General features: G+C 53.0%; 30 protein-coding genes and 1 pseudogene. 11 read left to right on the plus strand and 20 right to left on the minus strand.

Translation table 11 applies throughout. The annotated features are described in order from the left end of the window. Positions 1-8: 8 nt before the first annotated feature. The gene (locus tag F0Q32_RS13480) at positions 9-1289 is read left to right on the plus strand and encodes an SLC13 family permease (RefSeq protein WP_149463487.1); all 1281 of its coding nucleotides are present in this window, start codon (positions 9-11) and stop codon (positions 1287-1289) included. Here F0Q32_RS13480 and F0Q32_RS13485 read toward each other — a convergent pair. Continuing rightward, positions 1273-2079: a PhzF family phenazine biosynthesis protein gene (locus F0Q32_RS13485; RefSeq protein ID WP_149463488.1), complete on the minus strand. Its 807-nt coding sequence runs from the start codon at positions 2077-2079 to the stop codon at positions 1273-1275. The two genes, F0Q32_RS13480 and F0Q32_RS13485, sit on opposite strands and share 17 nt — an antisense overlap. Positions 2080-2277: 198 nt before the next feature. Between F0Q32_RS13485 and F0Q32_RS13490 the strand changes: the two genes are divergently transcribed. After that, on the plus strand, positions 2278-3477 hold the full coding sequence (locus F0Q32_RS13490; RefSeq protein ID WP_149463489.1) for a sugar transporter: 1200 nt from the start codon (positions 2278-2280) through the stop codon (positions 3475-3477). 38 nt (positions 3478-3515) lie between these two features. Here the strand turns inward: F0Q32_RS13490 and F0Q32_RS13495 are convergent, their stop codons facing one another. After that, the gene (locus F0Q32_RS13495; RefSeq protein WP_149463490.1) at positions 3516-4187 is read right to left on the minus strand and encodes a MarC family NAAT transporter; all 672 of its coding nucleotides are present in this window, start codon (positions 4185-4187) and stop codon (positions 3516-3518) included. Positions 4188-4427: 240 nt separating this feature from the next. Between F0Q32_RS13495 and marR the strand changes: the two genes are divergently transcribed. The 3 genes from marR to marB are packed head-to-tail and all read left to right on the plus strand — an operon-like array spanning position 4428 to position 5513. Then, entirely contained in the window at positions 4428-4862 is a 435-nt protein-coding gene (marR, locus tag F0Q32_RS13500; RefSeq protein WP_149463491.1) for a multiple antibiotic resistance transcriptional regulator MarR, read from the plus strand. Between the two features lie 18 nt (positions 4863-4880). After that, the gene (gene marA, locus F0Q32_RS13505) at positions 4881-5264 is read left to right on the plus strand and encodes an MDR efflux pump AcrAB transcriptional activator MarA (RefSeq protein ID WP_015964435.1); all 384 of its coding nucleotides are present in this window, start codon (positions 4881-4883) and stop codon (positions 5262-5264) included. Positions 5265-5294: 30 nt separating this feature from the next. Beyond that, a complete protein-coding gene (gene marB, locus F0Q32_RS13510) occupies positions 5295-5513 on the plus strand; it encodes a multiple antibiotic resistance protein MarB (RefSeq protein ID WP_149463492.1) in 219 nt (72 codons plus the stop codon). A gap of 33 nt (positions 5514-5546) precedes the next feature. On the opposite strand, the gene eamA is transcribed toward marB, so the two are convergent. Then, positions 5547-6446 carry an O-acetylserine/cysteine exporter gene (gene eamA, locus F0Q32_RS13515; protein ID WP_149463493.1) on the minus strand — a complete coding sequence of 300 codons (900 nt, stop codon included), beginning with the start codon at positions 6444-6446 and terminating at the stop codon, positions 5547-5549. 197 nt (positions 6447-6643) lie between these two features. On the opposite strand from eamA, the gene ydeE reads away from it, so the two are divergent. Then, positions 6644-7834, plus strand: a complete 1191-nt coding sequence (gene ydeE / locus F0Q32_RS13520) for an efflux MFS transporter YdeE (protein WP_149463494.1) — start codon at positions 6644-6646, stop codon at positions 7832-7834. A gap of 9 nt (positions 7835-7843) precedes the next feature. On the opposite strand, the gene F0Q32_RS13525 is transcribed toward ydeE, so the two are convergent. Beyond that, complete coding sequence (locus tag F0Q32_RS13525) at positions 7844-8263, minus strand: rhodanese-like domain-containing protein (protein ID WP_149463495.1); 420 nt, start codon at positions 8261-8263, stop codon at positions 7844-7846. A 103-nt stretch (positions 8264-8366) separates the two neighbouring features. Here F0Q32_RS13525 and ftrA point away from each other — a divergent pair, with 103 nt between their 5' ends. Continuing rightward, positions 8367-9395: a transcriptional regulator FtrA gene (gene ftrA, locus F0Q32_RS13530; RefSeq protein ID WP_188016865.1), complete on the plus strand. Its 1029-nt coding sequence runs from the start codon at positions 8367-8369 to the stop codon at positions 9393-9395. 116 nt (positions 9396-9511) lie between these two features. Here ftrA and F0Q32_RS26170 read toward each other — a convergent pair whose 3' ends face one another. Continuing rightward, entirely contained in the window at positions 9512-9682 is a 171-nt protein-coding gene (locus F0Q32_RS26170) for a hypothetical protein (RefSeq protein WP_188016862.1), read from the minus strand. A gap of 398 nt (positions 9683-10080) precedes the next feature. Here F0Q32_RS26170 and nqrE point away from each other — a divergent pair, with 398 nt between their 5' ends. Further along, on the plus strand, positions 10081-10680 hold the full coding sequence (gene nqrE / locus F0Q32_RS13535; RefSeq protein ID WP_149463497.1) for an NADH:ubiquinone reductase (Na(+)-transporting) subunit E: 600 nt from the start codon (positions 10081-10083) through the stop codon (positions 10678-10680). Between the two features lie 122 nt (positions 10681-10802). On the opposite strand, the gene dcp is transcribed toward nqrE, so the two are convergent. Continuing rightward, positions 10803-12848: a peptidyl-dipeptidase Dcp gene (dcp, locus tag F0Q32_RS13540; protein WP_149463498.1), complete on the minus strand. Its 2046-nt coding sequence runs from the start codon at positions 12846-12848 to the stop codon at positions 10803-10805. Positions 12849-12972: 124 nt separating this feature from the next. On the opposite strand from dcp, the pseudogene F0Q32_RS13545 reads away from it, so the two are divergent. Continuing rightward, positions 12973-13266: pseudogene (locus tag F0Q32_RS13545) on the plus strand (SDR family NAD(P)-dependent oxidoreductase); the annotation flags it as partial. Positions 13267-13343: 77 nt separating this feature from the next. On the opposite strand, the gene F0Q32_RS13550 reads toward F0Q32_RS13545, so the two are convergent. Beyond that, positions 13344-13925, minus strand: coding sequence for a recombinase family protein (locus F0Q32_RS13550; protein WP_149463535.1), 582 nt, complete (start codon positions 13923-13925; stop codon positions 13344-13346). Between F0Q32_RS13550 and F0Q32_RS13555 the strand changes: the two genes are divergently transcribed. Both F0Q32_RS13555 and F0Q32_RS13560 read left to right on the plus strand, forming a co-directional pair. Next, on the plus strand, positions 13915-14346 hold the full coding sequence (locus F0Q32_RS13555; RefSeq protein ID WP_255475319.1) for a hypothetical protein: 432 nt from the start codon (positions 13915-13917) through the stop codon (positions 14344-14346). The two genes, F0Q32_RS13550 and F0Q32_RS13555, sit on opposite strands and share 11 nt — an antisense overlap. Then, entirely contained in the window at positions 14333-14518 is a 186-nt protein-coding gene (locus tag F0Q32_RS13560) for a hypothetical protein (RefSeq protein WP_149463499.1), read from the plus strand. Before F0Q32_RS13555 ends, F0Q32_RS13560 begins: the two co-directional genes overlap by 14 nt. On the opposite strand, the gene F0Q32_RS13565 is transcribed toward F0Q32_RS13560, so the two are convergent. From F0Q32_RS13565 to F0Q32_RS13625, 13 genes are all read right to left on the minus strand, one after another. After that, on the minus strand, positions 14499-15095 hold the full coding sequence (locus tag F0Q32_RS13565; RefSeq protein WP_149463500.1) for a tail fiber assembly protein: 597 nt from the start codon (positions 15093-15095) through the stop codon (positions 14499-14501). The genes F0Q32_RS13560 and F0Q32_RS13565 overlap by 20 nt on opposite strands. After that, on the minus strand, positions 15095-16090 hold the full coding sequence (locus F0Q32_RS13570; protein WP_149463501.1) for a phage tail protein: 996 nt from the start codon (positions 16088-16090) through the stop codon (positions 15095-15097). Before F0Q32_RS13570 ends, F0Q32_RS13565 begins: the two co-directional genes overlap by 1 nt. Positions 16091-16092: 2 nt before the next feature. Continuing rightward, complete coding sequence (locus tag F0Q32_RS13575; RefSeq protein ID WP_149463502.1) at positions 16093-16671, minus strand: phage tail protein I; 579 nt, start codon at positions 16669-16671, stop codon at positions 16093-16095. Next, positions 16664-17767 carry a baseplate J/gp47 family protein gene (locus tag F0Q32_RS13580; RefSeq protein ID WP_149463503.1) on the minus strand — a complete coding sequence of 368 codons (1104 nt, stop codon included), beginning with the start codon at positions 17765-17767 and terminating at the stop codon, positions 16664-16666. Before F0Q32_RS13580 ends, F0Q32_RS13575 begins: the two co-directional genes overlap by 8 nt. Beyond that, positions 17758-18105 (minus strand): GPW/gp25 family protein, encoded by a 348-nt coding sequence (locus tag F0Q32_RS13585; protein ID WP_149463504.1) that lies wholly within the window; start codon positions 18103-18105, stop codon positions 17758-17760. Before F0Q32_RS13585 ends, F0Q32_RS13580 begins: the two co-directional genes overlap by 10 nt. Positions 18106-18159: 54 nt before the next feature. Continuing rightward, positions 18160-18672, minus strand: coding sequence for a phage baseplate assembly protein V (locus F0Q32_RS13590; RefSeq protein ID WP_149463505.1), 513 nt, complete (start codon positions 18670-18672; stop codon positions 18160-18162). Beyond that, positions 18672-19841 (minus strand): phage late control D family protein, encoded by a 1170-nt coding sequence (locus F0Q32_RS13595; RefSeq protein WP_149463506.1) that lies wholly within the window; start codon positions 19839-19841, stop codon positions 18672-18674. The genes F0Q32_RS13590 and F0Q32_RS13595 overlap by 1 nt, the downstream gene beginning before the upstream one ends. Continuing rightward, positions 19829-20041 carry a tail protein X gene (locus tag F0Q32_RS13600; RefSeq protein ID WP_021544461.1) on the minus strand — a complete coding sequence of 71 codons (213 nt, stop codon included), beginning with the start codon at positions 20039-20041 and terminating at the stop codon, positions 19829-19831. Before F0Q32_RS13600 ends, F0Q32_RS13595 begins: the two co-directional genes overlap by 13 nt. Further along, on the minus strand, positions 20041-20925 hold the full coding sequence (locus tag F0Q32_RS13605; RefSeq protein WP_000458380.1) for a phage tail protein: 885 nt from the start codon (positions 20923-20925) through the stop codon (positions 20041-20043). The genes F0Q32_RS13600 and F0Q32_RS13605 overlap by 1 nt, the downstream gene beginning before the upstream one ends. After that, a complete protein-coding gene (locus F0Q32_RS13610) occupies positions 20925-23390 on the minus strand; it encodes a phage tail tape measure protein (protein ID WP_149463507.1) in 2466 nt (821 codons plus the stop codon). Before F0Q32_RS13610 ends, F0Q32_RS13605 begins: the two co-directional genes overlap by 1 nt. A gap of 92 nt (positions 23391-23482) precedes the next feature. Continuing rightward, the gene (locus F0Q32_RS13615; RefSeq protein ID WP_001148841.1) at positions 23483-23620 is read right to left on the minus strand and encodes a GpE family phage tail protein; all 138 of its coding nucleotides are present in this window, start codon (positions 23618-23620) and stop codon (positions 23483-23485) included. Then, positions 23586-23900, minus strand: coding sequence for a phage tail assembly protein (locus tag F0Q32_RS13620; RefSeq protein WP_000084225.1), 315 nt, complete (start codon positions 23898-23900; stop codon positions 23586-23588). Before F0Q32_RS13620 ends, F0Q32_RS13615 begins: the two co-directional genes overlap by 35 nt. A 98-nt stretch (positions 23901-23998) precedes the next feature. After that, complete coding sequence (locus F0Q32_RS13625; protein WP_023304055.1) at positions 23999-24280, minus strand: hypothetical protein; 282 nt, start codon at positions 24278-24280, stop codon at positions 23999-24001. Between the last annotated feature and the right edge of the window lies 1 nt (position 24281).

The following is a 24281-nucleotide window of genomic DNA, read 5'->3' on the forward strand; positions in this document are numbered from 1 at the left end:
GAGAAAAAATGACAATGGAAATGATGTTGGCGTTAGGGATACTGGTTCTGATGATCGTATTGATCATGTCAGACAAAATGCCTTTCGGCGCGCCCCCGCTGCTTGCGTGTTTATTACTGGTTGTCTCGGGTCTGTCTACCGTTCAACAAGCCTTTGCCGGATTCGTAAACCCCAGCGTGATTATGATTGCGGGATTTATGGTGGTGATGGCCGCCTTACAAAAAACCAGACTTATCAATAACGTTAAATCGGCCATGATAAGTCTGGTTAACAAAGGGAGTTATCGTAGCTATGCACTTCTGCTGATTATCGTCATGTTGGGGGCAAGCCTCGCGGGCACGGGGGCGACTGGCTATTACGTGCTGATCCTATCCCTGGTCTCGACCATTCCATATAGCAAAAAACTGCCAACATCAAAGTTGATGATGCCACTGGGTTTTGCCACTAACCATCCGCTCCTTCCGATTAACCTCGCACTTCTTTTTGGTGTAACTGCGACCGTTCTTGAAACAGCCGGTTTTCATCAGGAGATTTCGATGGGGCGCTTTGCATTGGTAAACCTGGTTATGTCGGCGGCCTTTCTTGCATGGAGTCTGCTTGCTTATCGCTTTCTTCCGGATCATCCGATTGCCGATGCCTCCGATGACGCCCTTGCCGCCCGCGAAGAAACGTTCAACGCGCTTCCCGCATGGAAAGAATATTGCACCATCGCCGCATTTGGTATCAGCGTTATCGGCATGATGCTGATGAATATGCTGGGAAACATTGCATTTGTTATACCAGGTCTTGCCGGCGCGTTCGTCCTGATGATTGACGTGTTGGATTTTAAAGAGGTACGCGATCATATGGGCGCTCCCGTCATTCTGATGATGGCTGGGGTAATTGGCGTGGCTGACGCACTGGCGGGCACCGGTTTTACGGCAATGGTAGGCGATGCCGTGGCAGGTGTGCTGGGTTCGGGCGTCTCACCGTTCGTCTTTATCGTCGCCTTTGCGTTGCTGACCAGTACCTGCGCCACATTCACCGGGTCGAATATGGGGTCAGTTTATATTTTTGCCCCTATCGCTATAGCCGCCTGCACCAGTCTTGGGCTCAACCCCACAGCTGCGGCCATCGCGGTTGTCATTTCCGGCTGGAACGGCGGCTATATGCCGATTGACGGAATGCCGGCCATGATACTCGGGATGGGGAAATACAAACTTCCGGAATTCTGGGTGTTCTCCGTACCCATGTATCTCATCCGCATTCTGGCGCTATGCGCAGGCGCTGTCTTTATCTTCCCAATGTAACCTCAGGCAAAAAAAGCGTTCCTTTCAAATAAAGGGACGCTTTCCCACCCATCAATACCCGATTCCCCTGCCATTCGCAGCGTACATCGCCGCCGCGTGCGGAAACCTGACGCGCCAGCATCCGCGTTTTGCCCAGTTTTTCGCCCCAGTAGGGAATGAGCATAGTATGCGATGAGCCGGTTACCGGATCTTCCCATACCGCTTCACCCGGCGAGAAGAATCGGCTGACAAAATCATACGCGCCGTCGCCACGTGCAGTAATCGCCACTTTGTGTTCTCCGGGGATCATGGCGCTAATATTGGGCGTCACCGCCTCAACCTGCTGACGACTCTCCAGTTCAATAACCCAGGCGCGGCCTTTACGTGCATTCAAATACTCCGTAATCCCCAGCGCGGCAAGCATCTCGGCAGGCGGTGTCGCGGGTTGCGTCTCGCCTACCGGAAAATCAAGCGTCAGCCATTCGCCATCGCGCGTGACCGTCTGTTGACCTGATGCGGTTTCAAAGCGGATTGTGCGTTCCGGGTAATGCAATTGCTGAAAAATAACGTGCGCCGTGGCAAGTGTCGCGTGCCCACATAGGTTGACTTCCTGACGTGTGGTAAACCAGCGCAGCTCAAAGCCGCTCGCCTGTTGAACCACAAATGCGGTTTCTGACTGATTGTGCTGCTGGGCCATTTTCAGCAATACCATATCGGGCAACCAGTTCTCCAGCACGCAGACCGCCGCGGCATTCCCCTCAAACGGACGCTCACTGAACGCATCCACCAGATAAATATCAATTTCCCGCATTCTGATCTCCTGTCGCTATTCAATCGTTAAAATGACACAAATCTGTGGGCTACGGCAGTCTGATGAAAAAAATCATGGGCAATACCATTGATTGAACAGATACAAAATGAGACCTACATCACAAAATGATTGTCATTTAACCTATAATGGCTTTAAGATCGTACGTCTCATCCTGACCAAACTACCCCAGAAAATTCTATGACAACGAACACAGTCTCGCGCCACATCGCATGGCTTCGGGTGGTGACGCTCGCCATCGCGGCCTTCATCTTTAATACCACCGAGTTTGTGCCGGTGGGCCTGCTTTCCGATATCGCCGACAGTTTTGGGATGACGACGGCGCAGGTCGGTATCATGCTGACTATCTATGCATGGGTAGTTGCGCTGATGTCACTGCCGTTTATGCTGCTGACCAGCCAGATGGAGCGCCGTAAGTTATTGATTGGCCTGTTTGTGCTGTTTATCGCCAGCCATATCCTCTCTTTCTTTGCCTGGAACTTTACCGTGCTGGTCGTCAGTCGTATCGGTATCGCGTTTGCTCACGCCGTGTTCTGGTCGATCACTGCGTCTCTTGCTATCCGGATGGCACCTGCCGGAAAACGGGCACAGGCGCTGAGTCTGATTGCCACCGGTACCGCACTGGCAATGGTTTTTGGCATTCCGATTGGCCGCATCGTGGGGCAATATTTTGGCTGGCGAACCACCTTCCTGGCCATTGGTTTGGGTGCGCTGCTGACCATGGTGGCGCTGATTAAACTGCTGCCCAAACTGCCGAGTGAGCATTCGGGTTCCCTGAAAAGCCTGCCTGTGCTGTTCCGTCGCCCTGCACTGGTCAGCATTTATCTGCTGACCGTGGTTGTGGTAACCGCCCATTACACCGCATACAGCTATATCGAACCCTTTGTCCAAAACGTTGCCGGGCTGAGCGGGAATTTCGCCACCATACTGCTGCTGATTCTTGGCGGCGCGGGCATCATCGGCAGTATTCTGTTCGGGAAACTGGGTAATTTGCACGCATCTGGACTCATCACCAGCGCGATCGGTCTGCTGTTGATTTGCCTGCTGCTACTATTGCCGGCGTCCCATCAGGCCAGCCACCTTGCGGTACTGAGCGTCTTCTGGGGTGTTGCGATTATGATTATCGGCCTGGGCATGCAGGTGAAAGTGCTGTCGCTGGCACCAGATGCAACCGACGTAGCGATGTCGCTGTTTTCCGGGATCTTTAATATTGGTATTGGTGCGGGCGCGCTGCTGGGAAGCCAGATAAGTAGCCACATCTCAATGGCCTCAATTGGTTATGTCGGGGCGGTTCCGGCGATTGCCGCATTGATCTGGTCGGTGATTATCTTCCGCCGCTGGCCCGCGGCGTCATTAGAAGAGCAGGCGCACCGCTCGTGATGTTAAGTGAGCCGGGCTGATATCCCCGGCTCCCTGTATTACGCGCCCGGCCAGGTGTTAATAATTTCCACCACGCCGTTAATAATAAACTGCACGCCCATACACACCAGCAAGAATCCCATCAGGCGCGAAATGGCTTCGATGCCACCTTTCCCTACCCAGCGCATAATCGCCCCGGAACTGCGCAGGCTGCCCCACAGAATAATCCCCACCAGCGCGAATATAATGGGCGGCGAGACAAGCACCACCCATTCAGGGAAACTCACGCCGTGTTTAATAGTAGACGCCGAGCTGATAATCATGGCGATGGTACCCGGCCCTGCTGTGCTCGGCATCGCCAGCGGCACAAACGCAATATTGGCGGTCGGCTCGTCTTCCAGCTCTTCTGATTTGCTGGACGCTTCCGGGGATTCGTGAGCTTTCTGCTGCGGGAAAAGCATGCGGAAGCCAATGAACGCGACGATCAATCCCCCGGCGATACGCAGGCCAGGTATTGAAATACCGAATGTATTCATCACCAGCTGACCGGCATAGTAAGCCACCATCATAATGGCGAAGACATAAATAGACGCCATCCGTGCCTGATGATTACGTTCTGCCGCGTTCATATTTCCCGCTAATCCGAGAAAAAGCGCTACGGTCGTGAGCGGATTTGCCAGCGGTAAAAGCACCACCAGACCAAGCCCGATAGCCTGAAAAAGTTCAATCATATGAGATACTAGCCTTCTCTGTTTTACGAATAAGTTCGCAGTCTACGCGATGCAGTATAGCGTTTTCGCAGCATCTCTTGCTATGTCACCCCGTTGTACAGAATTTCCTCTTAATGGTAGTTGGATAGTCTCTGTTCAGCGTTTTAGCAAATCGTGGCATCCCTCAATCCATTCAGTTGACTTATGATTGCGTGAGAAATAATATCCACCGCAACTAAAGTACTTGCCAGGGCAACCATTGTGAACATCACAAGCGACCTCTTCAATGAAATCATCCCGCTTGGGCATTTGATTCACATGGTTAATCAGAAAAAAGATCGCTTACTCAACGAGCATCTATCGCCTGAAGACATTACTTCCTCACAGTTCAGGGTCCTCTGCTCTATCCGCTGCAAAGGCAGCATTACACCGGTAGAGCTGAAGAAAATCCTTTCGGTCGATCTGGGCGCGCTTACCAGAATGCTTGACCGATTGCTTTGTCGGGGCTGGATTGCCCGTTTGCCGAATCCTCATGACAAACGCGGCGTACTTATCCAGTTAACGCCAGAAGGCGCTGAAATTTGTGAGAAATGTCATCAGCTTGTTGGGCAGGACCTGCACCAGGAATTAACAAAAAACTTAACGGCAAACGAAGTTGCAACGCTTGAGCTTCTGTTAAAAAAGATTTTGCCGTAAACAGAAAGAGGTAAGACGATGTCCAGACGCAACACTGACGCTATCACCATTCATAGCATTTTGGACTGGATCGAAGATAACCTTGAATCGCCCCTGTCGCTGGAAAAAGTGTCAGAGCGCTCGGGTTACTCCAAATGGCACCTGCAACGGATGTTTAAAAAGGAAACGGGACACTCTTTAGGTCAGTACATTCGCACCCGTAAATTGACCGAGATTGCCCAGAAGTTAAAAGAGAGCAATGAGCCGATTCTCTACCTGGCAGAACGCTACGGTTTTGAATCACAGCAGACGTTGACGCGAACCTTTAAAAACTATTTCGATGTGCCACCGCACAAGTATCGCGTTACCAATATGCACGGAGAGTCTCGTTATCTCTTCCCGCTTAATCACTGTAGTTATTAATCGCCTGTACAAGACGTATCGAGGAATACCATGAAACTGTTCGCCTCCGCTGCCCTCGCTATTATGGCGTTGGTTTCCAGCCAGAGTTACGCGGAGCAAACCCTGACACCTACGCAACACAACGCCCGAGACACCATGATTATGCCGTCGGCTAACCAACAGTCGCCGTTCGATTTTAATCATATGGATGCCGGTAGCGACAAATCAGACGAACTGGGCGTGCCGTACTACAACCAGCGTGGCCTCTGATTTGTGTCCGCCCCGCACACGCGGGGCGTTGCTTTATCCCCTCGCCGCCCGCATGCCGGGCAGACGCAATCCGAAGACATTAATAAACAAGCCCGCCATAATAAGCACCGCCCCCAAAAGCTGTAATGCCGATAAGGTTTCATCAAGCATTAACGCCGCGCTTGCCAGCCCCACGACCGGAACCAATAGCGATAACGGTGCCACACGCCAGGTTTCATAACGCCCGAGTAACGTACCCCAGATGCCATAGCCGATAATTGTCGCTACGAATGCCAGATAGACCAGCGACAAAATCGTGGTGAGATCGATAGCCAACAGACTTTGCGCCATCAGCGACGGGCCGTCAAAAATAAGTGAACTGAGCATAAACGGAATAATCGGGATCAGCGCACTCCACACCACCAGCGACATCACCGCCGGTCTTGATTCATGTTGCATGATACGTTTATTGAAGATATTGCCGCAGGCCCAGCTTAACGCCGCCGCCAGGGTGAGCATAAAACCTAACAAGCCGACATGCTGACCATTCAGGCTCCCCTCAATCAACACCAGTACGCCAAATACCGCCAGAGAAATCCCGGCCACCTGCTTGCCCTGCAAACGTTCGCCAAACACAAATGCACCGAGAATGATGGTAAAGAACGCCTGCGCCTGAAGCACCAGCGAAGCCAGCCCGGCAGGCATACCAAATTTGATCGCGCAAAACAGAAAGGCAAACTGACCAAAGCTTATCGTCAGGCCATAACCCAATAGCAGGTGAAGAGGAATTTTGGGCCTTGCGACAAAAAAGATCGCCGGAAACGCTACCAGTAAGAAGCGTAATCCTGCTAACAACAGTGGCGGCATATTGTGCAGGCCCACTTTGATCACCACAAAGTTGATGCCCCACGCCACCACCACCAGCAATGCCAGTAGCCCGTCTTTACGTGTCATACCCTGCCTCAATTATTTATTAAAATTATGTGAACAGATTCAACATAACTAAAAATAGCAAGATCGAACAGATCATTATTTTTGGCAGGGTAAAATGTTCAGACGAGCTCTGCGCTCGGGTATACAAGTGCGCGGTGGCATGATATTTCTGAAAAGGCACATCACAACGAAAACATAACAAATTGTCAGGCAGAACAATGAATCCAACTTTACGGCGCTCCACCGGTGCGCTGCTGGCGTCGTCGCTTTTGTTGACCATCGGGCGTGGCGCGACACTTCCTTTTATGACCATCTACCTCACACGCAAGTATGCAATGACGGTCGATACCATCGGCTATGCCATGACTATTGCGCTGACCATCGGCGTCATCTTTAGCCTTGGCTTTGGCATTCTCGCGGATAAGTTTGATAAGAAACGCTATATGCTGCTGGCGATCGTTGCGTTTATTGCCGGGTTTATTGCCATTCCACTGGTGAACAGCGTTACGCTGGTAGTGCTGTTCTTCGCGTTGATTAACTGCTCTTATTCGGTGTTCGCAACCGTTCTGAAAGCCTGGTTCTCCGATGCCCTGTCATCGACAGAAAAGGCGCGGATCTTCTCCCTCAACTACACCATACTCAATATCGGCTGGACTGTCGGGCCACCGCTCGGCACGTTGTTGGTGATGTACAGTATCAATTTGCCCTTCCTGCTGGCCGCCGTATGCGCAGCATTACCCCTGATACTGATTCAGCACTACGTACAACGACTCGTCGCCAGTGAGAGTGAACAAACGCCAGTGGCCTGGGATCCGTCGGTGTTACTGCGTGACAAAGCCTTGTTGTGGTTCACGCTCTCGGGTCTGCTCGCCTCCTTCGTGGGCGGGTCGTTTGCTTCGTGTCTTTCGCAATATGTGCTGGCCGTGGCAGACAGCACCTTCGCAGAGAAAGTGATCGCGGTGATCCTGCCGGTGAATGCCGCTATTGTTGTATCACTCCAGTATGCGGTGGGACGCCGACTCAGTGCCAGAAACCTGCGTCCACTCATGACGCTGGGCACCGTTTGCTTTGTGCTGGGGCTGGTCGGCTTTATGTATTCCGACAACAATTTGATTTACTGGGGACTTGCGGCGGCGGTGTTTACGATTGGCGAGGTTATCTATGCGCCCGGCGAATATATGTTGATTGATAACATCGCCCCGCCGGGCATGAAAGCCAGCTACTTCTCAGCGCAGGCGCTGGGCTGGATGGGTGCCGCGATAAACCCTATGCTCACAGGGCAAATTCTTACGCACATGCCAGCCGCGTCGCTGTTCCTGATTTTAATTGCCGCGATCGTCATCGCCTGGGCGTTAATACTCAAGGGGATGAAAGCCAGCGGCAGGCGTAAAGCACTCTTCGCACAATAAGCGTTATCCTCAGCGCGCATTTATCGCGTGCTGAGGCGTGTCGGAAAACGCATATCCTTCATCCTGCCAGCCGGTCATCCCACCTATCATCACTTTCACCGGACGCCCCAGTAACGCCAGCTTCAGCGCCGCTTGATCGGCGCCGTTGCAGTGTGGGCCTGCGCAATAGACCACAAATAACGTATCCTGTGGCCACTCTGCCATTCGCTCTGCCGTCATCTGACGATGAGGCAAATGATGCGCACCGGGAATATGCCGCGTGGCAAACATTTCCGGGCTGCCAACGGCATGCAGAAGCACAAAATCCACATCCCCATTACGCATGGCAGCGTGCACATCGGCACAATCTGTTTCCATACTTAAACGCTTGCGGAAATGACGTACCGCGTCTTCGGCTGAGGCCACGGCAAATTCACTCACATAACTCATAGTCACATCTCCTGGTCTGTGTTAACACTATGTTGTCACCGCTTCTGCGGGATCCACTATCGCGAGTATAACCATGGTATTACCCCTTAAGCCGCCCGCATCTCTGACAGAAAACGGCCAGAATATGACAATCTCTGATTCTCCCCAAGTGGTCGTACTGGCTTACGATGGGCTTTGTACGTTTGAATTCGGCGTGGCGGTCGAAATATTTGGCCTTCCGCGTCCGGAGATGGGCGACCGCTGGTATCGCTTTGCTGTCGCCGCCGTGGATGACGGAGAAATGCGCGCCCTCGGCGGCATTCGTCTTATAACGGATGGCGGTTTAGAACGCTTACAGGAGGCTGATACGATTGTGGTACCTGGCTGGCGTGGCGTGGAAACACCTGTGCCTGAAGAATTGTCTGAAGCATTGCGTCAGGCTCATGCCCGGGGTTGCCGAATTATGTCTATTTGTTCCGGCGTTTTTGTACTGGCGGCGGCTGGCCTGCTGGACGGTAAAAAGGCCACAACCCACTGGCGTTATACCGAGAGGCTCCAGCAGCGTTATCCCGCGATCGATGTGGTCGATGATGTACTTTATATGATGCAGGATAACGTCATGACATCAGCAGGCAGCGCAGCAGGGATTGATCTCTGTTTGCACGTGGTGCGCCTTGATTTTGGTCTCGATGCCGCAAATATCGTAGCGCGCCGTTTGGTCGTCCAGCCTCATCGTGATGGCGCACAAAAGCAGCAGGTTGAGCGACCTGTCGCGCGCGATCGCGAAAGCCTGCGGTTAGGCGCGCTGTTTGATTATCTGCACCAGAATATTGCTGAAAACCATACGGTGGCTTCACTGGCGCAGCGTATGGGGATGAGTGAACGTACGTTTTTACGCAGATTTCAGGAATCAACGGGAAAAACGCCGGCACGCTGGCTGTTAGACGAACGCCTTCGCCGTGCGCAGCATTATCTGGTAACGACGCGCATGAGTATGGAAAGTGTGGCTGAGCAAGCAGGATTTGTAAACGGTAAGACTTTGCGTCGCCATTTCCAGCGGCATCTGGCAAGCAGCCCACTCGCCTGGCGGAAAAAATTCACGGTTAACGGTGAATATGAGTCTTTCGGACAAAAAAAACCGCCAGATATCTGACGGTAAAATGCTTGCATGGATAGATCTGTGTTTTTGCTTATACAGTCATTCGTAGACATCCGTGGTCACGACGACTGTTGCTTAGATCATCCTAGCACTGGCTTCCTCAATGAAAGCTAAACGACAAATACGTCATTCAGCGTATTTGTTTTCCAGCCTTTTTTGCTTTTACAGCAGGCTGTGCGATCCGCCCACCCTCTGCCGGACCGTGATTCCTGTAAATTTTGATTTTCAGGCGTGTTTGACCAGGTGATGCCACGGCGAATTTTACGCATACTTTTTTTCATACTACCCTCCGGCAGACTGTCGAAATTTAATCCATTAACTCAACAAGTTACAAAACAATAGTAGCAGTCTGAATGGCGAGTTACTTCAATAAATGCGCTTATTTGTAAAGACGGTGTGAGGAAATGCACGAATGCTAAAGACATAGATATCAACATCAGACACCTACCGAATATGTCGGGTTGCCGTGAAATGCATCTTGCGTAAGATAATCCGCGTTATCTTCCTTCAGGATTGATGACGAGAATGCATAATTCATTGTCAGATTTAGCCCGCCCTCCCCTGTGCGGGCTTTTTTTTTCGTGTTTTCATCACATAAACAGACATCAAAAATAAAAAACATTTGATACCCGACCAGATAAATTATAATGCGGATGAATAACACTACAGGGAGGTTGTCGTGTTTGAAGCCCATTTAAATATTTTTATCAGAGCGGTATTTGTTGAAAACATGGCGCTCAATTTCTTTTTAGGGATGTGCACGTTTCTGGCGATTTCTAAAAAGATCGATATCGCCTTTCGTCTTGGCCTTACGGTTACCGCCCTGCTTACCGTGGCGACCCCCATTAATAATCTGATTTATACCCATCTGCTGAGAGAGAACGCGCTAATTGAAGGTGTGGATCTGAGTTTTCTCGATTTCATCACCTTTATTGGCGTACTTGCAGCACTGGTACAGATCCTGGAAATGGTGCTGGATCGTTTTCTGCCCGCCTTGCATCACACACTTGGGGCATTCCTGCCATTGTTGACCATACATTGTGCGATCTTTGGCGCGACCATTTTTATGGTTCAGCGCGAGTATACGTTTGGGGAATCCATCACTTACGGCGCCGGATGTGGCCTCGGCTGGATGCTGGCGCTGGTGGCTCTGGCGGGCATTCGCGAGAAGCTGAAATACGCCAATATGCCAAAAGGTCTGCGAGGGCTCGGCAGCGTGTTTATTACCGCCGGGCTGATGTCGCTTGGGTTTATGTCGTTTTCGGGGATATCGCTTTAGGCAAAACTGCCCCCTCACCCTAACCCTCTCCCCCAGGGAGAGGGGACCGATAGTGCCAATCCTCAGGGTAAGTGCGGTTTTCTCCCTCTCCCTTGGGGAGAGGGCCGGGGTGAGGGGTCATACTACTCACTCAACCCACGATTCCTCAGCATCGGCTCAATCAGCGGATCGTGCCCGCGCCAGTCGCGGTACAGCGCTTCTAAATCGCTACTATTCCCGCGAGACAATATCGCCTGACGGAAGCATTCACCGTTCTCGCGGCTTAAACCGCCCTGCTCTTCAAACCAAAGATAGCCGTCATCGGCCAGCATTTGTGTCCATAAATAGGCGTAATAGCCAGCGGCGTAGCCTCCGCCAAAGATATGGGCAAAATAGCTGCTACGGTAACGTGGTGGTACCGCAGCGAGATGCAGATTTTCTTGCTGTAAGGCCTGCGCTTCAAATTGCGCCACGTTCTGCGGTATAGACTGCGCTGTCACCGTATGCCAGTTCATATCCAGCAACGCCGCGCTGAGCAGTTCCGTCATGTCATAGCCTTTATTGAACTTCCCGGCACGGAACATGCTCTCGCGCAGGGCTTCCGGCATCGGCTCACCGGTTTGGTGATGGCGGGCATAGTGGGCAAACACCTCCGGATGACTGGCCCAGTGTTCGTTGATTTGCGACGGAAACTCGACAAAATCACGCGGCGTATTGGTGCCGGAAAGCGTGGCATAGCGCTGGCTGGCAAACAGACCGTGGAGCGCGTGACCGAATTCGTGGAACAGAGTAATAACGTCATCCCACGCGATCAACGCACTGTTGCCGGCGGCTGGTTTTGGGTAGTTACAAACGTTGTAAATCACCGGACGCGTATTGAGCAGCGTTGATTGCTGAACGAAGTTATCCATCCACGCACCGCCGCTTTTGCTGTCCCGGGCAAAGAAATCACCATAAAACAGGGCAATACCTTCGCCATCTTCGGCAAAAATCTCCCAAACGAGAACATCGGGATGATAAACCGGAATATCGAAGCGTTCGACAAAGCGAATACCAAACAGTTGGCTGGCCGCCCAGAAAACACCCTCAATCAGCACACGGTCAAGCGCAAAATAGGGTTTGATCTGCGCTTCATCAATGGTGTATTTCTCGCGACGAACCTGTTCAGCGTAATAGAGCCAGTCCCAGGCTTGCGCCGCAAACGGCGCCGGCTGAGAATCAATAACCTGCTGAATATCTGCCAGTTCTCGCTCAGCGCGCGCCCGGGCCGCAGGGGCGATTTCGCGCATAAAATGCAGCGCTGCGTCCGGTGTTTTTGCCATCTGATCGGCCATACTCCAGTTGGCGTAATCCTTGAAACCTAACAGGGCGGCCTGTTTCGCACGAATATCGACCAACTTCAACACCAGTTCGCGCGTGTCATTATCATCGCCCGTTTCCGTACGAGACCATGCGGCTTTAAACAACTTTTCGCGCGTTTGCCTGTCGTGCAAAGACGCCAGGAACGGTTGTTGGGTCGTATTCAACAGGGGAAGCAGCCAGCAGTTATGCAGCCCTCGCTCCTGTGCCGCGACCGATGCAGCAGCTAACTCTTCTGGGTTCAGGCCATCAAGCTGAATAGGTTCCTCGATGACAAGCCCACCCGCTTTTGTGGCCGCCAGCAGGCGCTGATGAAACTGGCTACTGAGCGTGGCGGACTGCGTATTCAGCGCTTTTAACTGCGCCTTTTCATCCGCGCCCAGCGTGGCGCCCGCCAGAATAAAGCGCTGATAGATGACCTCAACAAGACGGCGTGATTCCGCATCCAGAGATAATTCATCACGTGACTGCCAGACCGCATCTACGCGGCTGAACAGCGCATCATTAAGATAAATATCGTTTGAAAGTTCAGCCAGCTCTGCCGAAAATTGTTCGTCCAGACGCTGAATCTCATCGTTAGTATGTGCAGCAGCCATCGCAAAGAAAACACGGGTCACGCGGGTCAGCAATTCGCCGCTTTTCTCCAGCGCAATGAATGTATTCTCAAAGTTCGCCGGTTCCGGGTTTTGTGCGATGTGGCCAATCTCTTCGCGCTTGCGCTTCACACCTTCGTTAAACGCCGGGCGATAGTCGCTGTCACTGATCAAATTAAACGGGGGGGCCTGATACGGCAGCGTACTGGCGGCAAAGAATGGGTTGGTGGCCAACATGTTCGACTCCTTGAAATGACTTTCCCTTAGAGTAGGCAACCCCCGGAAAGACCGCAATCACTTCCCGCGATGGAAAGGAGCGTGCTATCGTAATAACACACAAAAAGCGTTGAGGAACAGAGAGATGATCATACTGGTTACCGGGGCAACGGCAGGTTTTGGTGAAAGCATTACACGTCGTTTTGTCGCCAATGGGCACAAAGTGATTGCCACAGGACGCCGCCAGGAGCGCCTGCAGGTGTTGAAAGAGGAACTCGGCGATAGCGTGCTGACAGTGCAACTGGACGTTCGCAACCGCGCCGCAATCGAAGAAGCGCTGAGCCAGTTGCCCGCTGAATGGCAGGCGATTGATATTCTGGTGAACAACGCCGGACTGGCGCTGGGTATTGAACCAGCGCATAAAGCCAGCGTAGAAGATGATGCGCCGCGCGATAAATGCGCCCATTTCCGTGAGATAAATGGCATCGCTACGGCGTTACACTATTTGCAAAAGAATTACAGTCCTGCTGCGTTATCCTTCCTCTGACTATCTACCGGAAAGTACCGATAAAGCGTCGATAACCCTACACCATAAATAATAGCCAGTTGTTGACGGGTGTGTCCCTTAACCAATAGTCGCCCAATTTGTTCTCGCTCATGTGCTTTTAATGCGTTGGGCCTTCCACCTATGCGTCCCTGTGCTCTGGCTGCTGCCAGTCCGGCCAGTGTCCGTTCGACAATTAGCTCGCGTTCCATTTCTGCTAGTGCCGACATCACATGGAAAAAGAAGCGTCCCATGGCAGTGCTGGTATCAATACTGTCTGTTAAAGAGCGGAAGTGGGCACCGCGTTCATGTAACTCTGATATCAGTGCGATCAGGTTCTTAACGCTGCGTCCTAACCTGTCCAGTTTCCACACTACCAGGGTGTCTCCGCTATTAATGCACTTTAAAGCACGAGTGAGACCTGGGCGGCTGGCAACTTTCCCACTCATTCGGTCTTCAAAAATGCGGTCACAGTTTGCACTCATGAGCGCATTACGTTGTAAATCGCTGTTTTGGTCGATTGTTGATACGCGGATATAACCGATGACGGCCATCATTTTTCCTCCTCTACATCATGGTGGGAGGATTTTTACAGATTTCGCTATGTGTAACTGCTTTTCCAAAAACCTTGGTTTGGGAGAGGCCGCAAGCGCCCCTTACATTAAGAGCAGGGGGCGCAATGCAAACGGTGTTTGGACCATCTGGTCTGATGGAGCGATAGAGGTCTACGGCATGAGTGGTGTACATGATGCAGGGAAAGCCACTGTAACCTATCCAATAGCCCTGCCCGCTATTTCGCGATATATCAGCTTTGCTGAGCGCATTTCATCTGACAGAACAGTAAACGCGGTTCACGTATCAATGATTATTGATAATGAAGTAACCGCTTCTGGATTTACCGCTCGCTGCCAGAATGTTGACGGCACGGCATCGTCACATTCATTTTCTTGGAGGGTAATATATGCGCCTGTTTAATCCAGAAACGATGACAGAAGTTATTCAGGGGTTTCATGATACAGCCGGGGCGATTGAATTACCGGACGATAACTGGTTTTTCACATCCACTGAAATTCCAGAGGGAAAAAAACTCGCCGTTAATAACAGCGGCGAGCCAATTTTAATTGATATTAGTCAGTTGGCGGAGTAGGCCAGTTGATATCTGGTGCGCTGGATATGTCCACAGCTTCCAGCGCATCGAGATAATCCAGCCACAGATTATATTGCTCCTTCTCCGTGTCCTTAAGTCGGCCCAGCGCGGCTTTGCCGGGCCACTGTTTGCTGTTCATGTAATCATTGGCCTGGTCAATTCGGGACTGCTTTTCTGCTTCAGCGGTAGCGGCATCGGCGACGTGCTGTGCTTCACTATCCGTTACCCACTTTTCCCCATCCCATTTATCATATTTTGTCCCCGGGGCAATTGTGGTAAACCCGTCCCGAATGTCCCCGATGTAATCAACCGTGCTGGTAGTACCGTCGTCTGTTGAATAAACGGTTTCACCACGATGATTGGGTTCATAAACCCATCCGCCATCGTTGAATACGGCTACCAGTCCCACCATCTCCTCTCCAGGGTCTGTATCGGTTGAGTTTCCAGGCATCGATAGGCCGACATAGATATATTCATCAGACCAGCCTATGTACTCCCCCGTCATAGAGTCATAATAAAAACAACGAATGTCCCCGGCTTCTGTAGCTAATCCATTTTCGTCAAATACTGGTTTCATTATTTAGCCCTTACCAGAAAGTTGAATGCGATATTTCGAGGACGGTTCTCTTTTGCAGTTGGCACAGTCCTGGAGGCATCAATAGCTATGACACGATCCTTCCATTTATCATCTACGGTGGGGTTTGAGGAAACCAAAGTTCTATCCACATATCGAGTGCCGGTGCTTTTGTTATATAAAACACCGCTTGATGTTGCCAATGAGCTTAATGTGAAATCCATTTCACCTAAAATGTTACGGATGGCATCACCCTGAGCACTTAATAGTGTTCGCCCACTATCTACTCCACGCCCATCATCCCAGATACGCAAAAATTCTCCGCGAGCTTCAGTAAGGGTTAATCCTGGAAATACCTGCGCAAGTTTAGGATAAGCCGACGCAGAGAACGTCGCACCGTTGAACTTCAAAAACACCATATCGGCCCATTCTGTCATGACAGTATTCGGCATTGCCGACGATGGCCAGAAGAACGGAATTCCGATAGCTGGAGCGCCTGCTCCTAAACGAAGGTTTTGAAGAAATGCGGCTTTGTCGGGAATGTCTGCGCCGTTCTGGTCTTTGGCCAGTTTCTCCGCCAGCTTGTTTAGCACGGTAGTCGCAAAATTCGGATCATTACCCAGGGCATCTGCCAGCTCTTTCAGCGTATCCAGCGTCTCAGGAGCCGTACCTGCAAGGGTTGCAATCGCTCTGGCAATAAACTCTGTCGTCGCCAGTTTTTTGCTGTTGTCATTAGCTGCAGGTGTAGGTGCTGTGGGGGTTCCGGTAAAAACAGGGCTGGCCTTCGGCGCGTACTGGGGATGTGGGTCAGCAGCGGCTATATGCGCAGCAAGGTCTGTTCCACCTTTTTCTACCTTTTGCTTAAGGTAGGTCGTGCGGCTGGCCAGCTGTTTAGCCTGGCGGTTAGAAATTCCGTCAGGCCCGCCCAGTACGGGGTCAGAGACCTCAATCTGATAGATGCCGTCTTCCCACTGTGGGGTTTCGGGTAGGTTTGCCATAATTAACTGCTCCCGTGGTTATAGCTGCCGTCATAGTTGACGGTGTTGTTGTAGCGAATAGCGACAGACTGATACTCCAGGCTTGCCAGATGGCAGCGGGCCGGAGCAAAAGCTGCGAGCGTTTGTCGTAACAGGGCAGCCTGATCGTTAGTGATAGGCTGTTGAAGAATGACGCGGTAAACAGCCCAGGCTTCAGCATCACCATGGATATAGTTGCCGTTATAGGTAGCTTTGCCGTCGTAGCTGACCTGGCCTGTGCCCTCAATCAGATCCACCTCGCCGAAACCGAAACGACGGATGATTTCCCTGATTGACCACGGCGTCCCTTTGTAGCGGTGCAGCTCGATGGCAGATTTGATAAGCGTGCGACGTACATCATCCGATTCCGCCAGTTCCCAGCCGTCGCCGAACAACGAGAACTGCTCGCCCAGCCATGGCAGCGCAGAGCTGTCGGCGATATCGACAAGGTAGAGCATCAGTACATTCAGGTTGATGCTGTCCAGCCTTGCGGCCAGCCTTCCAAGTGTTCTGAGGCTGATATCACCCTCAAGCGGTGGCGGAAGTTGTAGCGGATCAGCCATCGGATACCCCCGTCATGTTGAGAGCAATCGCCGTACAGTTTGCCCATTCGTTTTCTGCCACTACTTTCAGCGCCGGTGTCACCAGTTCGACCTGATACACCCCTGCAACGGACAGCACGCTGATAATCTGACTGGGGACAATATCTCGCCCTAACGTGGCGGCACGGGATGCCACCCAGTTCTGTATGGCACCGTTTGCACTGTCCTTTATCGAGTTGGCATCCTGGTCACGGTAGATCGTGATGTTGGCTTCAATGGCGTAATCCACCTGCACAGGCGTTTTAGCCCGCACGGTATCAGTGAGCGGTCTGACTTTCTCATCTGAGCAAAAACTCTCAACCAGCGTGAGAATACTGTCGTCAGGCAGGCCGGTGCTGAGCAGCGGGTACAGCTCTACGGTACCAGGAACCGGGGAAAGCACAGCGACGTCAACAATGTTGGGATGCGCCTGCATGGCATGAAAGCGGTATGCCATGCGGCTTCCGGCGTTGGTGAACGACTCCGGGGCCAGTTTGATGCGCTCGCGCAGCCTGTCGTTGTCTTCCTGTTCTGAACCACCCGTGCTGGCTGCAAGATTGGTTACCTGCAGGTCAATGTTATCAATCTCATCGAGCAGTTGGCTCACCTGTGCCGGTTGCCAGCCGTTGCCAGCGGCTCCCGGTTCGGTACAGGTGGCCGTGGCATTGACCAGCAGCAATCCGGCTTTCAGCACCACATCCGTATCGGTGGCAAAAATAATGCTGTCAGACGCGCTGACTCGGGTGCCTGCCGGAATCAGCACATCAGTATCAGGTTCCTCATCCACGGAGAACTGGAGCGGGATGGAAGCCGGCTGTGCGGAAAGGCGGTACACACCGACCAGTTCACCGAGGTAATCAATCATCGGCTCACGGGCAAAGGCGACCAGATTCTGTTTGGACGCTTCCTGCACTGCCACTCTGACCAGCATTTCCCGGTATGCCCACAGGTCAATCAACAGACGTTCAGCCTGAGCGGGGTACAGTGTTTTGCCTGTTTCGGCTTCGTACTGCGCAATCATTTCAGCCGTGATTTTATCGGCGTCACGTTCAATAAAATCGGGTTCTGTCAGCGCCATAGCAACTCCTGAGTCCGGGTCTGTCCGTCAGAGCCTTTCCAGCTCACCCGGAGCGTAAGATGTTCGCCGTCAACGGCGGGTTTAACCGACATAAGCTGGCAGCGGGTCTCCCAGCGGCGAATAGCATCGACAGATTCGCGTACCACATGCGGAATAGCCCGGCCTATGGGCCAGTCGATATAAAGATGCAGGTTACTGCCGAACTCCGGGCGATGCGGGTCGCTGCCGCGAGGAGTTCGCAGGATGATTTGAATGGCCTGCCAGATATCATCCAGCCCCCGGACGATTTCGCCAGGGGCCTGCAGAGCCGGTTGCCAGAATACGGAAGTTGTTTTCATGGGGGCAGTATTGCCCCTGTGCGGGAACGCCGATATTAAAGGCGTTTAAGAAGGTCAGTGAGAGTGATGATTGGAGTTCTGGCCGTCAGAGAGCATGCTGCCAGTTGAGTGGGCATTGCCGTTGATTTCAAGGTCGCCGTTCACCGTGGTGGTGTCAGCGGTCAAATCAATAGTTTTCCCCTTCAGGCTGATACCCACCGCAACCTCGATCACCACATGCTCGATACCGCCTTTAACCGTCAGCGTATGGGTCGCGCGGTTATAGCTGAACTCAGCACCATCCGCGTATTTCGTGCCCCGGACGTCTTTGTCGCTGAACGGTGGATTATCGACGTCTGAGTACACCGCGCCCAGTATGACACCATCCTCACCGTTGGCATCGAGCAACACCTCAACCTGCTCCCCCACGTCAGGGAGCCAGTAATCCTTGTTGTTCTGGGTATTGCGCTGCAGCACGTTAAGCCAGTTGGTGCGCATATTATCGCACTCAGGCAGACGAACGCGGGCCTGAACCTTGTCGGCATCAACGGCGCTGACCGTGCCGACCTGACGGGTGACAACAGACATTACTTATCTCCCTTTATTACCGTGGATGTGGTGCCATCGTATTTGTAGACGGTCAGTGTCTGGCTCTTGCCGGTCTTTTTACCTTTTTTCGACTTGCCCTGCGTGACTGGCCCTCGTGCCACTTCCAGTTCTGTGATGTAGCCGCTGTTACGGTCAAACGCATGGCGGGCAGTGGTTATCAGCCACGGCCCGGATAACTGACCAAAACCCACCAGTTCAATTTTGTTGCCTGCTGTCAGTTGAGGTGTCCCCATCAGCGTCAGGGAGCCGTTCTGCTGATATTCGTTATGCCTGGCCAGCGCCGAATCCGCTTTAATCCTGGCGCTGTCCGGGTCGCTGACGCGGCTGTTAACCTTCAGTGAATCAGCGCTGGTGACTTTTGCCAGTTTAACCTGTTTATCGCTTTCACTGGTGCCACCGGCAACCTCGTAGGCGATCAGCTTTTTATCGCTACTCTTCTGGTGTTTTACCTTCGCGGATTTGTAGACGCGGTTGATGGTGTCACGCAGGGAAAAACTGGCCACATCCTGTGGCTTCAACTGTTTTACCGGCTCCTGACCGCGCAGCGTGGCCAGATGAGAGAAAATCAGCTGGTCGCTGACCACTTTTACGGCATAACCATACTCGCTGGCCAGTCGATGCAGGAAGCCCACGTCCGTTTCAGCATACTGTGTAACGCGGTCAATTTTGATGGACTCAATACTGCCAACCAGCTTCAGCTGATGCTTTTTGGCAATCCGCCCGGCGATGGCCGCCAGCGTGGTGCTCTCGAAACCACGACTGGATTTTGTCCGCAGGGCGTTGTTGACCGACGTGGCCACGCCCCGGATAGCGACAACGGACGCGGGCGAACTCACCTCGATCTCGTCTATCGAGAACGTACCACAGGACAGCAGCTTCTCGCCCTGATAACCCATTTTCAGCGACAGCGTGTCACCCTTGCCCGGATACCACTTATCCAGCCAGCGGCCATCGGTGTCGTCCAGCTCCACCTCAATGGTATCGGACTCGCTTTTGATGTTATCGCTGTAGGTTACGCGGGTGACATAGGGGGCGATATCGGTGGTGATGTTCTTCTGCAGATACCACAGAGTGAATACCGGACTCAGAACATCGCTGACGCCGGTTAACGCTGATGCGGCCTGTGCAGTGCTGTTTATCTCAGCCATGGGGCAATATCCTCTTCTGTACTGGCTTCTTCAGCCTCGATAACCGGGATCAGCAACAACAACCCGGAGGGCAGCACCGGCGTAATGGCCACGTGCGGATTGGCGGCAATTATCCGGGGATAGCCCAGTGGGTCGCCGTAGTACTGCCATGCCAGAGAATCCCAGCGCTCTCCGTCACGGGTGACATGTTCAAGAAACATCACACACTCCTCGCCAGAATTTTAGCTGCCATGGTGCTTAACCCCGGCGACATCCGGGTGAACGTGGTGCTGGCGGAGTTGAGCTGCCCGGAAACAGCATCCAGCGCTGCCGCGATATTGCTGCCGTCCACGCCGCTCAGCGAAGACTGCGCCTGTTGGACATACGTGGCCGCATCACTGGTGGCTCTGGCCAGACTGATGGCATCAGGCATGGATTCAGAGAGTGCATTAAACGCCGGAACGCTCTGGCCTAACGCCCCGGATACGTTGCCCAGTCCGCTCATCAGCCCCGGTACTCGGGTCAGCGCGACGGCGGGGTTATCCTTCATTTTCTGCGCCACCCGAACGGCGCTGATGGTGGTCTGGAGAACAGACTGCGCCTGTTTGGCATAGTTGACGCCGTCGCGAACGTACTGCGCCACCCCAGAGGGCGAAGGAACGGCACCGGAGACCGCCCCGACGCCGGGTACCTGCGTGCGTATTGCAGGCGGCTGCAGCGGGTTCTTCGGGTCGCCGATGTACTCCCGGAGAGATGCGGTGGCATTGACTGCCAGCACGTTGCCTGTGCTGTCCGTCTGCTCGCTGGTCGCGGTCACGTCGGTAATAACGAACCAGCCGCGATAGTCACCGTTGCCGAAGACCAGCGCCAGTGCCTGATGGGCTTTCATAGCCGTTCGCAGACGCGCCAGCTCCACATCGGGTACACAATAATGCTGATGGAAGACCAGGCTTATCTGGATTTCGTCCAGCTTGTCGCCGACGAACTGCAGGCCGGGCTTGCCTTCGATTCGGGCATGTTCGGCATAATCGACCCCGAAAGTGGCCTCAAAGCCGTCCCAGTAGGTAATCAGTTCAAACTCAATATCACCCAGTACCGCAAACATTATTCGTACCCCCGACGTTGTTTCTGAGCCAGCAGACGCTCCAGCATTTTCTCCAGTTCATGCAGGCTCATATTCAGTGCGCCGGTCAGTCCTGCAGGCGCTGCGGTTTCTTTGCCATTGAGGAAAAACTGAGGATTAAAGCTGACCTGAATACCGCCAGACGTTCCGCCTCCGGCTGCAGCTGCGCTACGGCCTGAATATCCCGCAGCCATGATTTCCGGCGACGGGATGCGGGGAACGTCCGGGGTCATTTCGGTGGCAAGACGCTGACCCGCTAGTGCGGCCAGTGGTGTGGTACGCTGCAGGCCAATAGCGGCACCCTGCGCGATGTTGTCACCAAAGCCTATAAACACGCGGCTCGGCGAATGAATACCCAGCTTTTCCTTGAACCAGCCGCCAACACTGTCGCCCATATCGGTTACGGTGGTTTTGAGCGACTCCCATTTGTTTTTGATGCCGTTTATCAACCCGTCGATAAGATGGCCACCGAAGTCAGTGAACTTCGCGGGCAGATCAACGCCGAGATATTTCAGCGCAGCCGCAAAGGCTTTATAGAGCAGACCAACCGGCGACCAGTTAATCAGCAGCTTACCAATCCCCACGATACCGCCGTTAAACGCCTCTTTAATGTCAGCCCAGCGCTGTTTAAACCAGCCGCTGACAGCCCCCCAGTTGCGGTAGATAAGATAAGCCGCCGCCGCGACGGCGGTGATGGCAAGGCCGATGGGATTCATCAGCAACGCCCGACCAATCCAGAGAACGGCACGCCCGGCGAGCATAATGCCGCGAACCAGCCCACCTGACAGCACACCACCTAGTGTTCTGGCTCCTCTGGCGACGGCGCTGAAGCCGGTCACCAGCCAGCGAAGTTTGCCGCCTTCACCCAGCGCGAGCGTCAGGCGAAGCCAGTTGGCCCGCAGGAGCACGGCACTTTTCCAGACGTTAACAAAAGGGGATATAAGGAGATTCAGCCCCAGCTTGAGACCGATAGTGGCCATCTTGAAAGCGAGTAATGCTCCCACAACCTTTATGGTGCCGCTAACAAGTTGCGGATTTGCGGCTATCCATTTGCCGACACTGTCCATTAAAGGAATAAAAGTCTCACTGAGTTGAATTAGTGAAGGGCGCAAAGACTCCCCAATACTTATTGCTGTTTCGTTAAATGCAATCTTCGTTCTGCGCCAATGCCCTTCAAGAGTCGCATTCTGTTTTTCAGCGTCTGTATCTAGTGTGTTCTTCGCTGATGGACTATTCATTTCCTGCTTATTGGAAAGATACTTATCCCAGCCTTGCCGCATTGACAGCAGATGGTTGACGGTCTGAATATCAGTGAAGACTTCTGCCAGTCCGAAGGACTCCATCAGCTTCTGTTGACCTTCCTGGTCTCCCGAGTCCTTTGCCGCATTCCACTGTTGTACGAACGCTTTGCCTTTGTCGTCAATGAAGGCGTTGGCAATCATCAGCGAGGATTCATACTGCGAAAACCCTTGTGAAACTAAGTTCTGCATGGATTTCTGATAATTAATCCCGGCCTTGGCATATTTCTGAATGGTATCGTTTCGCCCCATCGCCGCCAGCCAGTTGGACATATTGGTAACGGCTTCTTCCGCAGAGCCGCTGCCTTTGCCGACCTCCAGGCTGGAAACGATCTGCATAATCGCTTCTTTGCCTGTAATTCCACGGGCAGCAAAAGCTTTGGCCATACCGGGCAGTGCCTTAGCCATGTCTTTCAGTTCAAACGAGCCGAGTTTTGCACCGGTAGCAGCCATACCAAATGCCTGCTCCAACTCTTTGGCATCGGTAATTTTGAGGGCGTCGCTGAAGGCATAGGTCATTTTGGCAAGGTCGGTCATATCGGCTTTAGTGGCCGTGGCCGCTTTACCCAGCATCCCTGTGAGCTGAGAAGCCTGATTAGGGGCCATACCATCAGCAACCAGCTGCCCTACACCCTGCAAAAGAGACTCCTGAGTCTGGTTGACTTTAGGAGCAATTTCACGAATTGCTTTGCCAATAGCCTGTTCTTGTTTTGCATCTAAATCGCCGGTGACGCTGATATCACGCAGTTGCGACTCGATTGACGCATATTGTTTGACAGAGGCCATGACCGGCGACCCTAGCGTTCGGGCGATGCCGTAAGTCTCTGCCCCCTGCCCATAGAGCGCCATACGGTTGGACTTCAGCGCATCACTGGTGGCCGAAACCGCTGACAGACGGCGCTGCTGGCGCTCGATTTGCTCCATTGTGCGACTTACCCGCAGCAGCTCACTGTTGAGGCGCTGCATCCGCGAAGAACCTAACTGGCCATAACGTTCAGTCGCACGGGTTAAGGCGTTCTGGCGCTCCTGCAGGCGTCGCGATGTATCGCCGAGGGAATCAAGGGCGCGTCGGGTGCCACTGACGGCTGAGCGGAAGCTGCTCCCGACAATGCCGCCAATAATGACGCCGACTGAAAATTCATTGGCCACGGTGGTTATCCTCTGAAAGCGGAAAAACGGAAGGAAAGCGTCTGAGAGGCATGCAGAACAGCCGCGTGTGGCGGCTGTTAAGTGATGAGGAGTTACTGATTGTCGCCGAACTCGCTTTTGATTTGCTCTTCAGCCTGCTCCAGCCACATCTCCAGATCGTCAGTATCGAGGGCATCAATCTCCCCCGGCTGAAATCTAAACCACCTCGCCAGCAGCCCCTGCGCCTGCATCAGCGTTTTCGTCGCTCTTGCCCAGCCCAGTGACTTGCTGAAATCGTTTCTGCAGCTCCATGTAATCGGCAAGATCCATGTTATCGAGGTCTTCGGGGAGAATACCGGTGCTACGGGCAATCAGCGGTTCGTCCCAGTCAGCCGGGTCTTTACTGATTTTGCGCACCTGCTTCAGGTCTTTGACCGTCAGGCGTTTCAGTTCAACCTGCTCAACTCTGGTGCCTGCTGCGGTGGTGAAGGGGTAAGACAGCTTAAAAGTATCGGATTGGGTCTGCGACATGATCGTGCTCCTGTGTAAGTTCAGAGCAGTATGTCTGGAGGTGGACGTGACGGATATTAAAGGGGATTAAGAAGAAAGGGGCCGAAGCCCCTGTGATGTCAGTGAGTGCGAAAGCCTTTGCAGTTACGCAGGAAGGCGATAAGAAGTGCCTTTCCTTCGGATTTTCCGATGCCGGTGAACCAGTGGTCAGGTGGCTCCCATGCCTCAATCAGGTCAGCCAGCTTCCGTGCTTTGGTGCGGGTGCAGTCAATCGGGTCATTGGTTTTCTGGGTATTAAAAAGGTTTTCCACCCCCGGAATATCAAGGATGGTAAACCACGTACCATTTCCCATGCCAATCGAACCACAGTTCCCGCCTTTATCTTCAATCTCGACGGTCACC

This window comes from Pseudocitrobacter sp. 73, assembly GCF_008369545.1.
GTDB lineage: Bacteria > Pseudomonadota > Gammaproteobacteria > Enterobacterales > Enterobacteriaceae > Pseudocitrobacter > Pseudocitrobacter vendiensis.

Bases quoted from the DNA above. Each gene is read 5' to 3' on its own strand.
- dcp (WP_149463498.1), bottom strand. From the start codon at position 12,848: ATGTTGGCCACCAACCCATTCTTTGCCGCCAGTACGCTGCCGTATCAG.
- marB (WP_149463492.1), top strand. From the start codon at position 5,295: ATGAAACTGTTCGCCTCCGCTGCCCTCGCTATTATGGCGTTGGTTTCC.
- F0Q32_RS13525 (WP_149463495.1), bottom strand. From the start codon at position 8,263: ATGAGTTATGTGAGTGAATTTGCCGTGGCCTCAGCCGAAGACGCGGTA.
- F0Q32_RS13560 (WP_149463499.1), top strand. From the start codon at position 14,333: ATGCGCCTGTTTAATCCAGAAACGATGACAGAAGTTATTCAGGGGTTT.
- marA (WP_015964435.1), top strand. From the start codon at position 4,881: ATGTCCAGACGCAACACTGACGCTATCACCATTCATAGCATTTTGGAC.
- F0Q32_RS13620 (WP_000084225.1), bottom strand. From the start codon at position 23,900: ATGTCGCAGACCCAATCCGATACTTTTAAGCTGTCTTACCCCTTCACC.
- F0Q32_RS13485 (WP_149463488.1), bottom strand. From the start codon at position 2,079: ATGCGGGAAATTGATATTTATCTGGTGGATGCGTTCAGTGAGCGTCCG.
- F0Q32_RS13570 (WP_149463501.1), bottom strand. From the start codon at position 16,090: ATGGCAAACCTACCCGAAACCCCACAGTGGGAAGACGGCATCTATCAG.
- eamA (WP_149463493.1), bottom strand. From the start codon at position 6,446: ATGACACGTAAAGACGGGCTACTGGCATTGCTGGTGGTGGTGGCGTGG.
- F0Q32_RS13490 (WP_149463489.1), top strand. From the start codon at position 2,278: ATGACAACGAACACAGTCTCGCGCCACATCGCATGGCTTCGGGTGGTG.
- F0Q32_RS26170 (WP_188016862.1), bottom strand. From the start codon at position 9,682: ATGAAAAAAAGTATGCGTAAAATTCGCCGTGGCATCACCTGGTCAAAC.
- F0Q32_RS13595 (WP_149463506.1), bottom strand. From the start codon at position 19,841: ATGGCTGAGATAAACAGCACTGCACAGGCCGCATCAGCGTTAACCGGC.
- F0Q32_RS13550 (WP_149463535.1), bottom strand. From the start codon at position 13,925: ATGGCCGTCATCGGTTATATCCGCGTATCAACAATCGACCAAAACAGC.
- F0Q32_RS13575 (WP_149463502.1), bottom strand. From the start codon at position 16,671: ATGGCTGATCCGCTACAACTTCCGCCACCGCTTGAGGGTGATATCAGC.
- F0Q32_RS13580 (WP_149463503.1), bottom strand. From the start codon at position 17,767: ATGGCGCTGACAGAACCCGATTTTATTGAACGTGACGCCGATAAAATC.
- F0Q32_RS13495 (WP_149463490.1), bottom strand. From the start codon at position 4,187: ATGATTGAACTTTTTCAGGCTATCGGGCTTGGTCTGGTGGTGCTTTTA.
- F0Q32_RS13565 (WP_149463500.1), bottom strand. From the start codon at position 15,095: ATGAAACCAGTATTTGACGAAAATGGATTAGCTACAGAAGCCGGGGAC.
- ydeE (WP_149463494.1), top strand. From the start codon at position 6,644: ATGAATCCAACTTTACGGCGCTCCACCGGTGCGCTGCTGGCGTCGTCG.
- F0Q32_RS13600 (WP_021544461.1), bottom strand. From the start codon at position 20,041: ATGTTTCTTGAACATGTCACCCGTGACGGAGAGCGCTGGGATTCTCTG.
- F0Q32_RS13615 (WP_001148841.1), bottom strand. From the start codon at position 23,620: ATGCAGGCGCAGGGGCTGCTGGCGAGGTGGTTTAGATTTCAGCCGGGG.
- F0Q32_RS13555 (WP_255475319.1), top strand. From the start codon at position 13,915: ATGACGGCCATCATTTTTCCTCCTCTACATCATGGTGGGAGGATTTTT.
- F0Q32_RS13585 (WP_149463504.1), bottom strand. From the start codon at position 18,105: ATGAAAACAACTTCCGTATTCTGGCAACCGGCTCTGCAGGCCCCTGGC.
- F0Q32_RS13480 (WP_149463487.1), top strand. From the start codon at position 9: ATGACAATGGAAATGATGTTGGCGTTAGGGATACTGGTTCTGATGATC.
- F0Q32_RS13605 (WP_000458380.1), bottom strand. From the start codon at position 20,925: ATGTTTGCGGTACTGGGTGATATTGAGTTTGAACTGATTACCTACTGG.
- F0Q32_RS13590 (WP_149463505.1), bottom strand. From the start codon at position 18,672: ATGTCTGTTGTCACCCGTCAGGTCGGCACGGTCAGCGCCGTTGATGCC.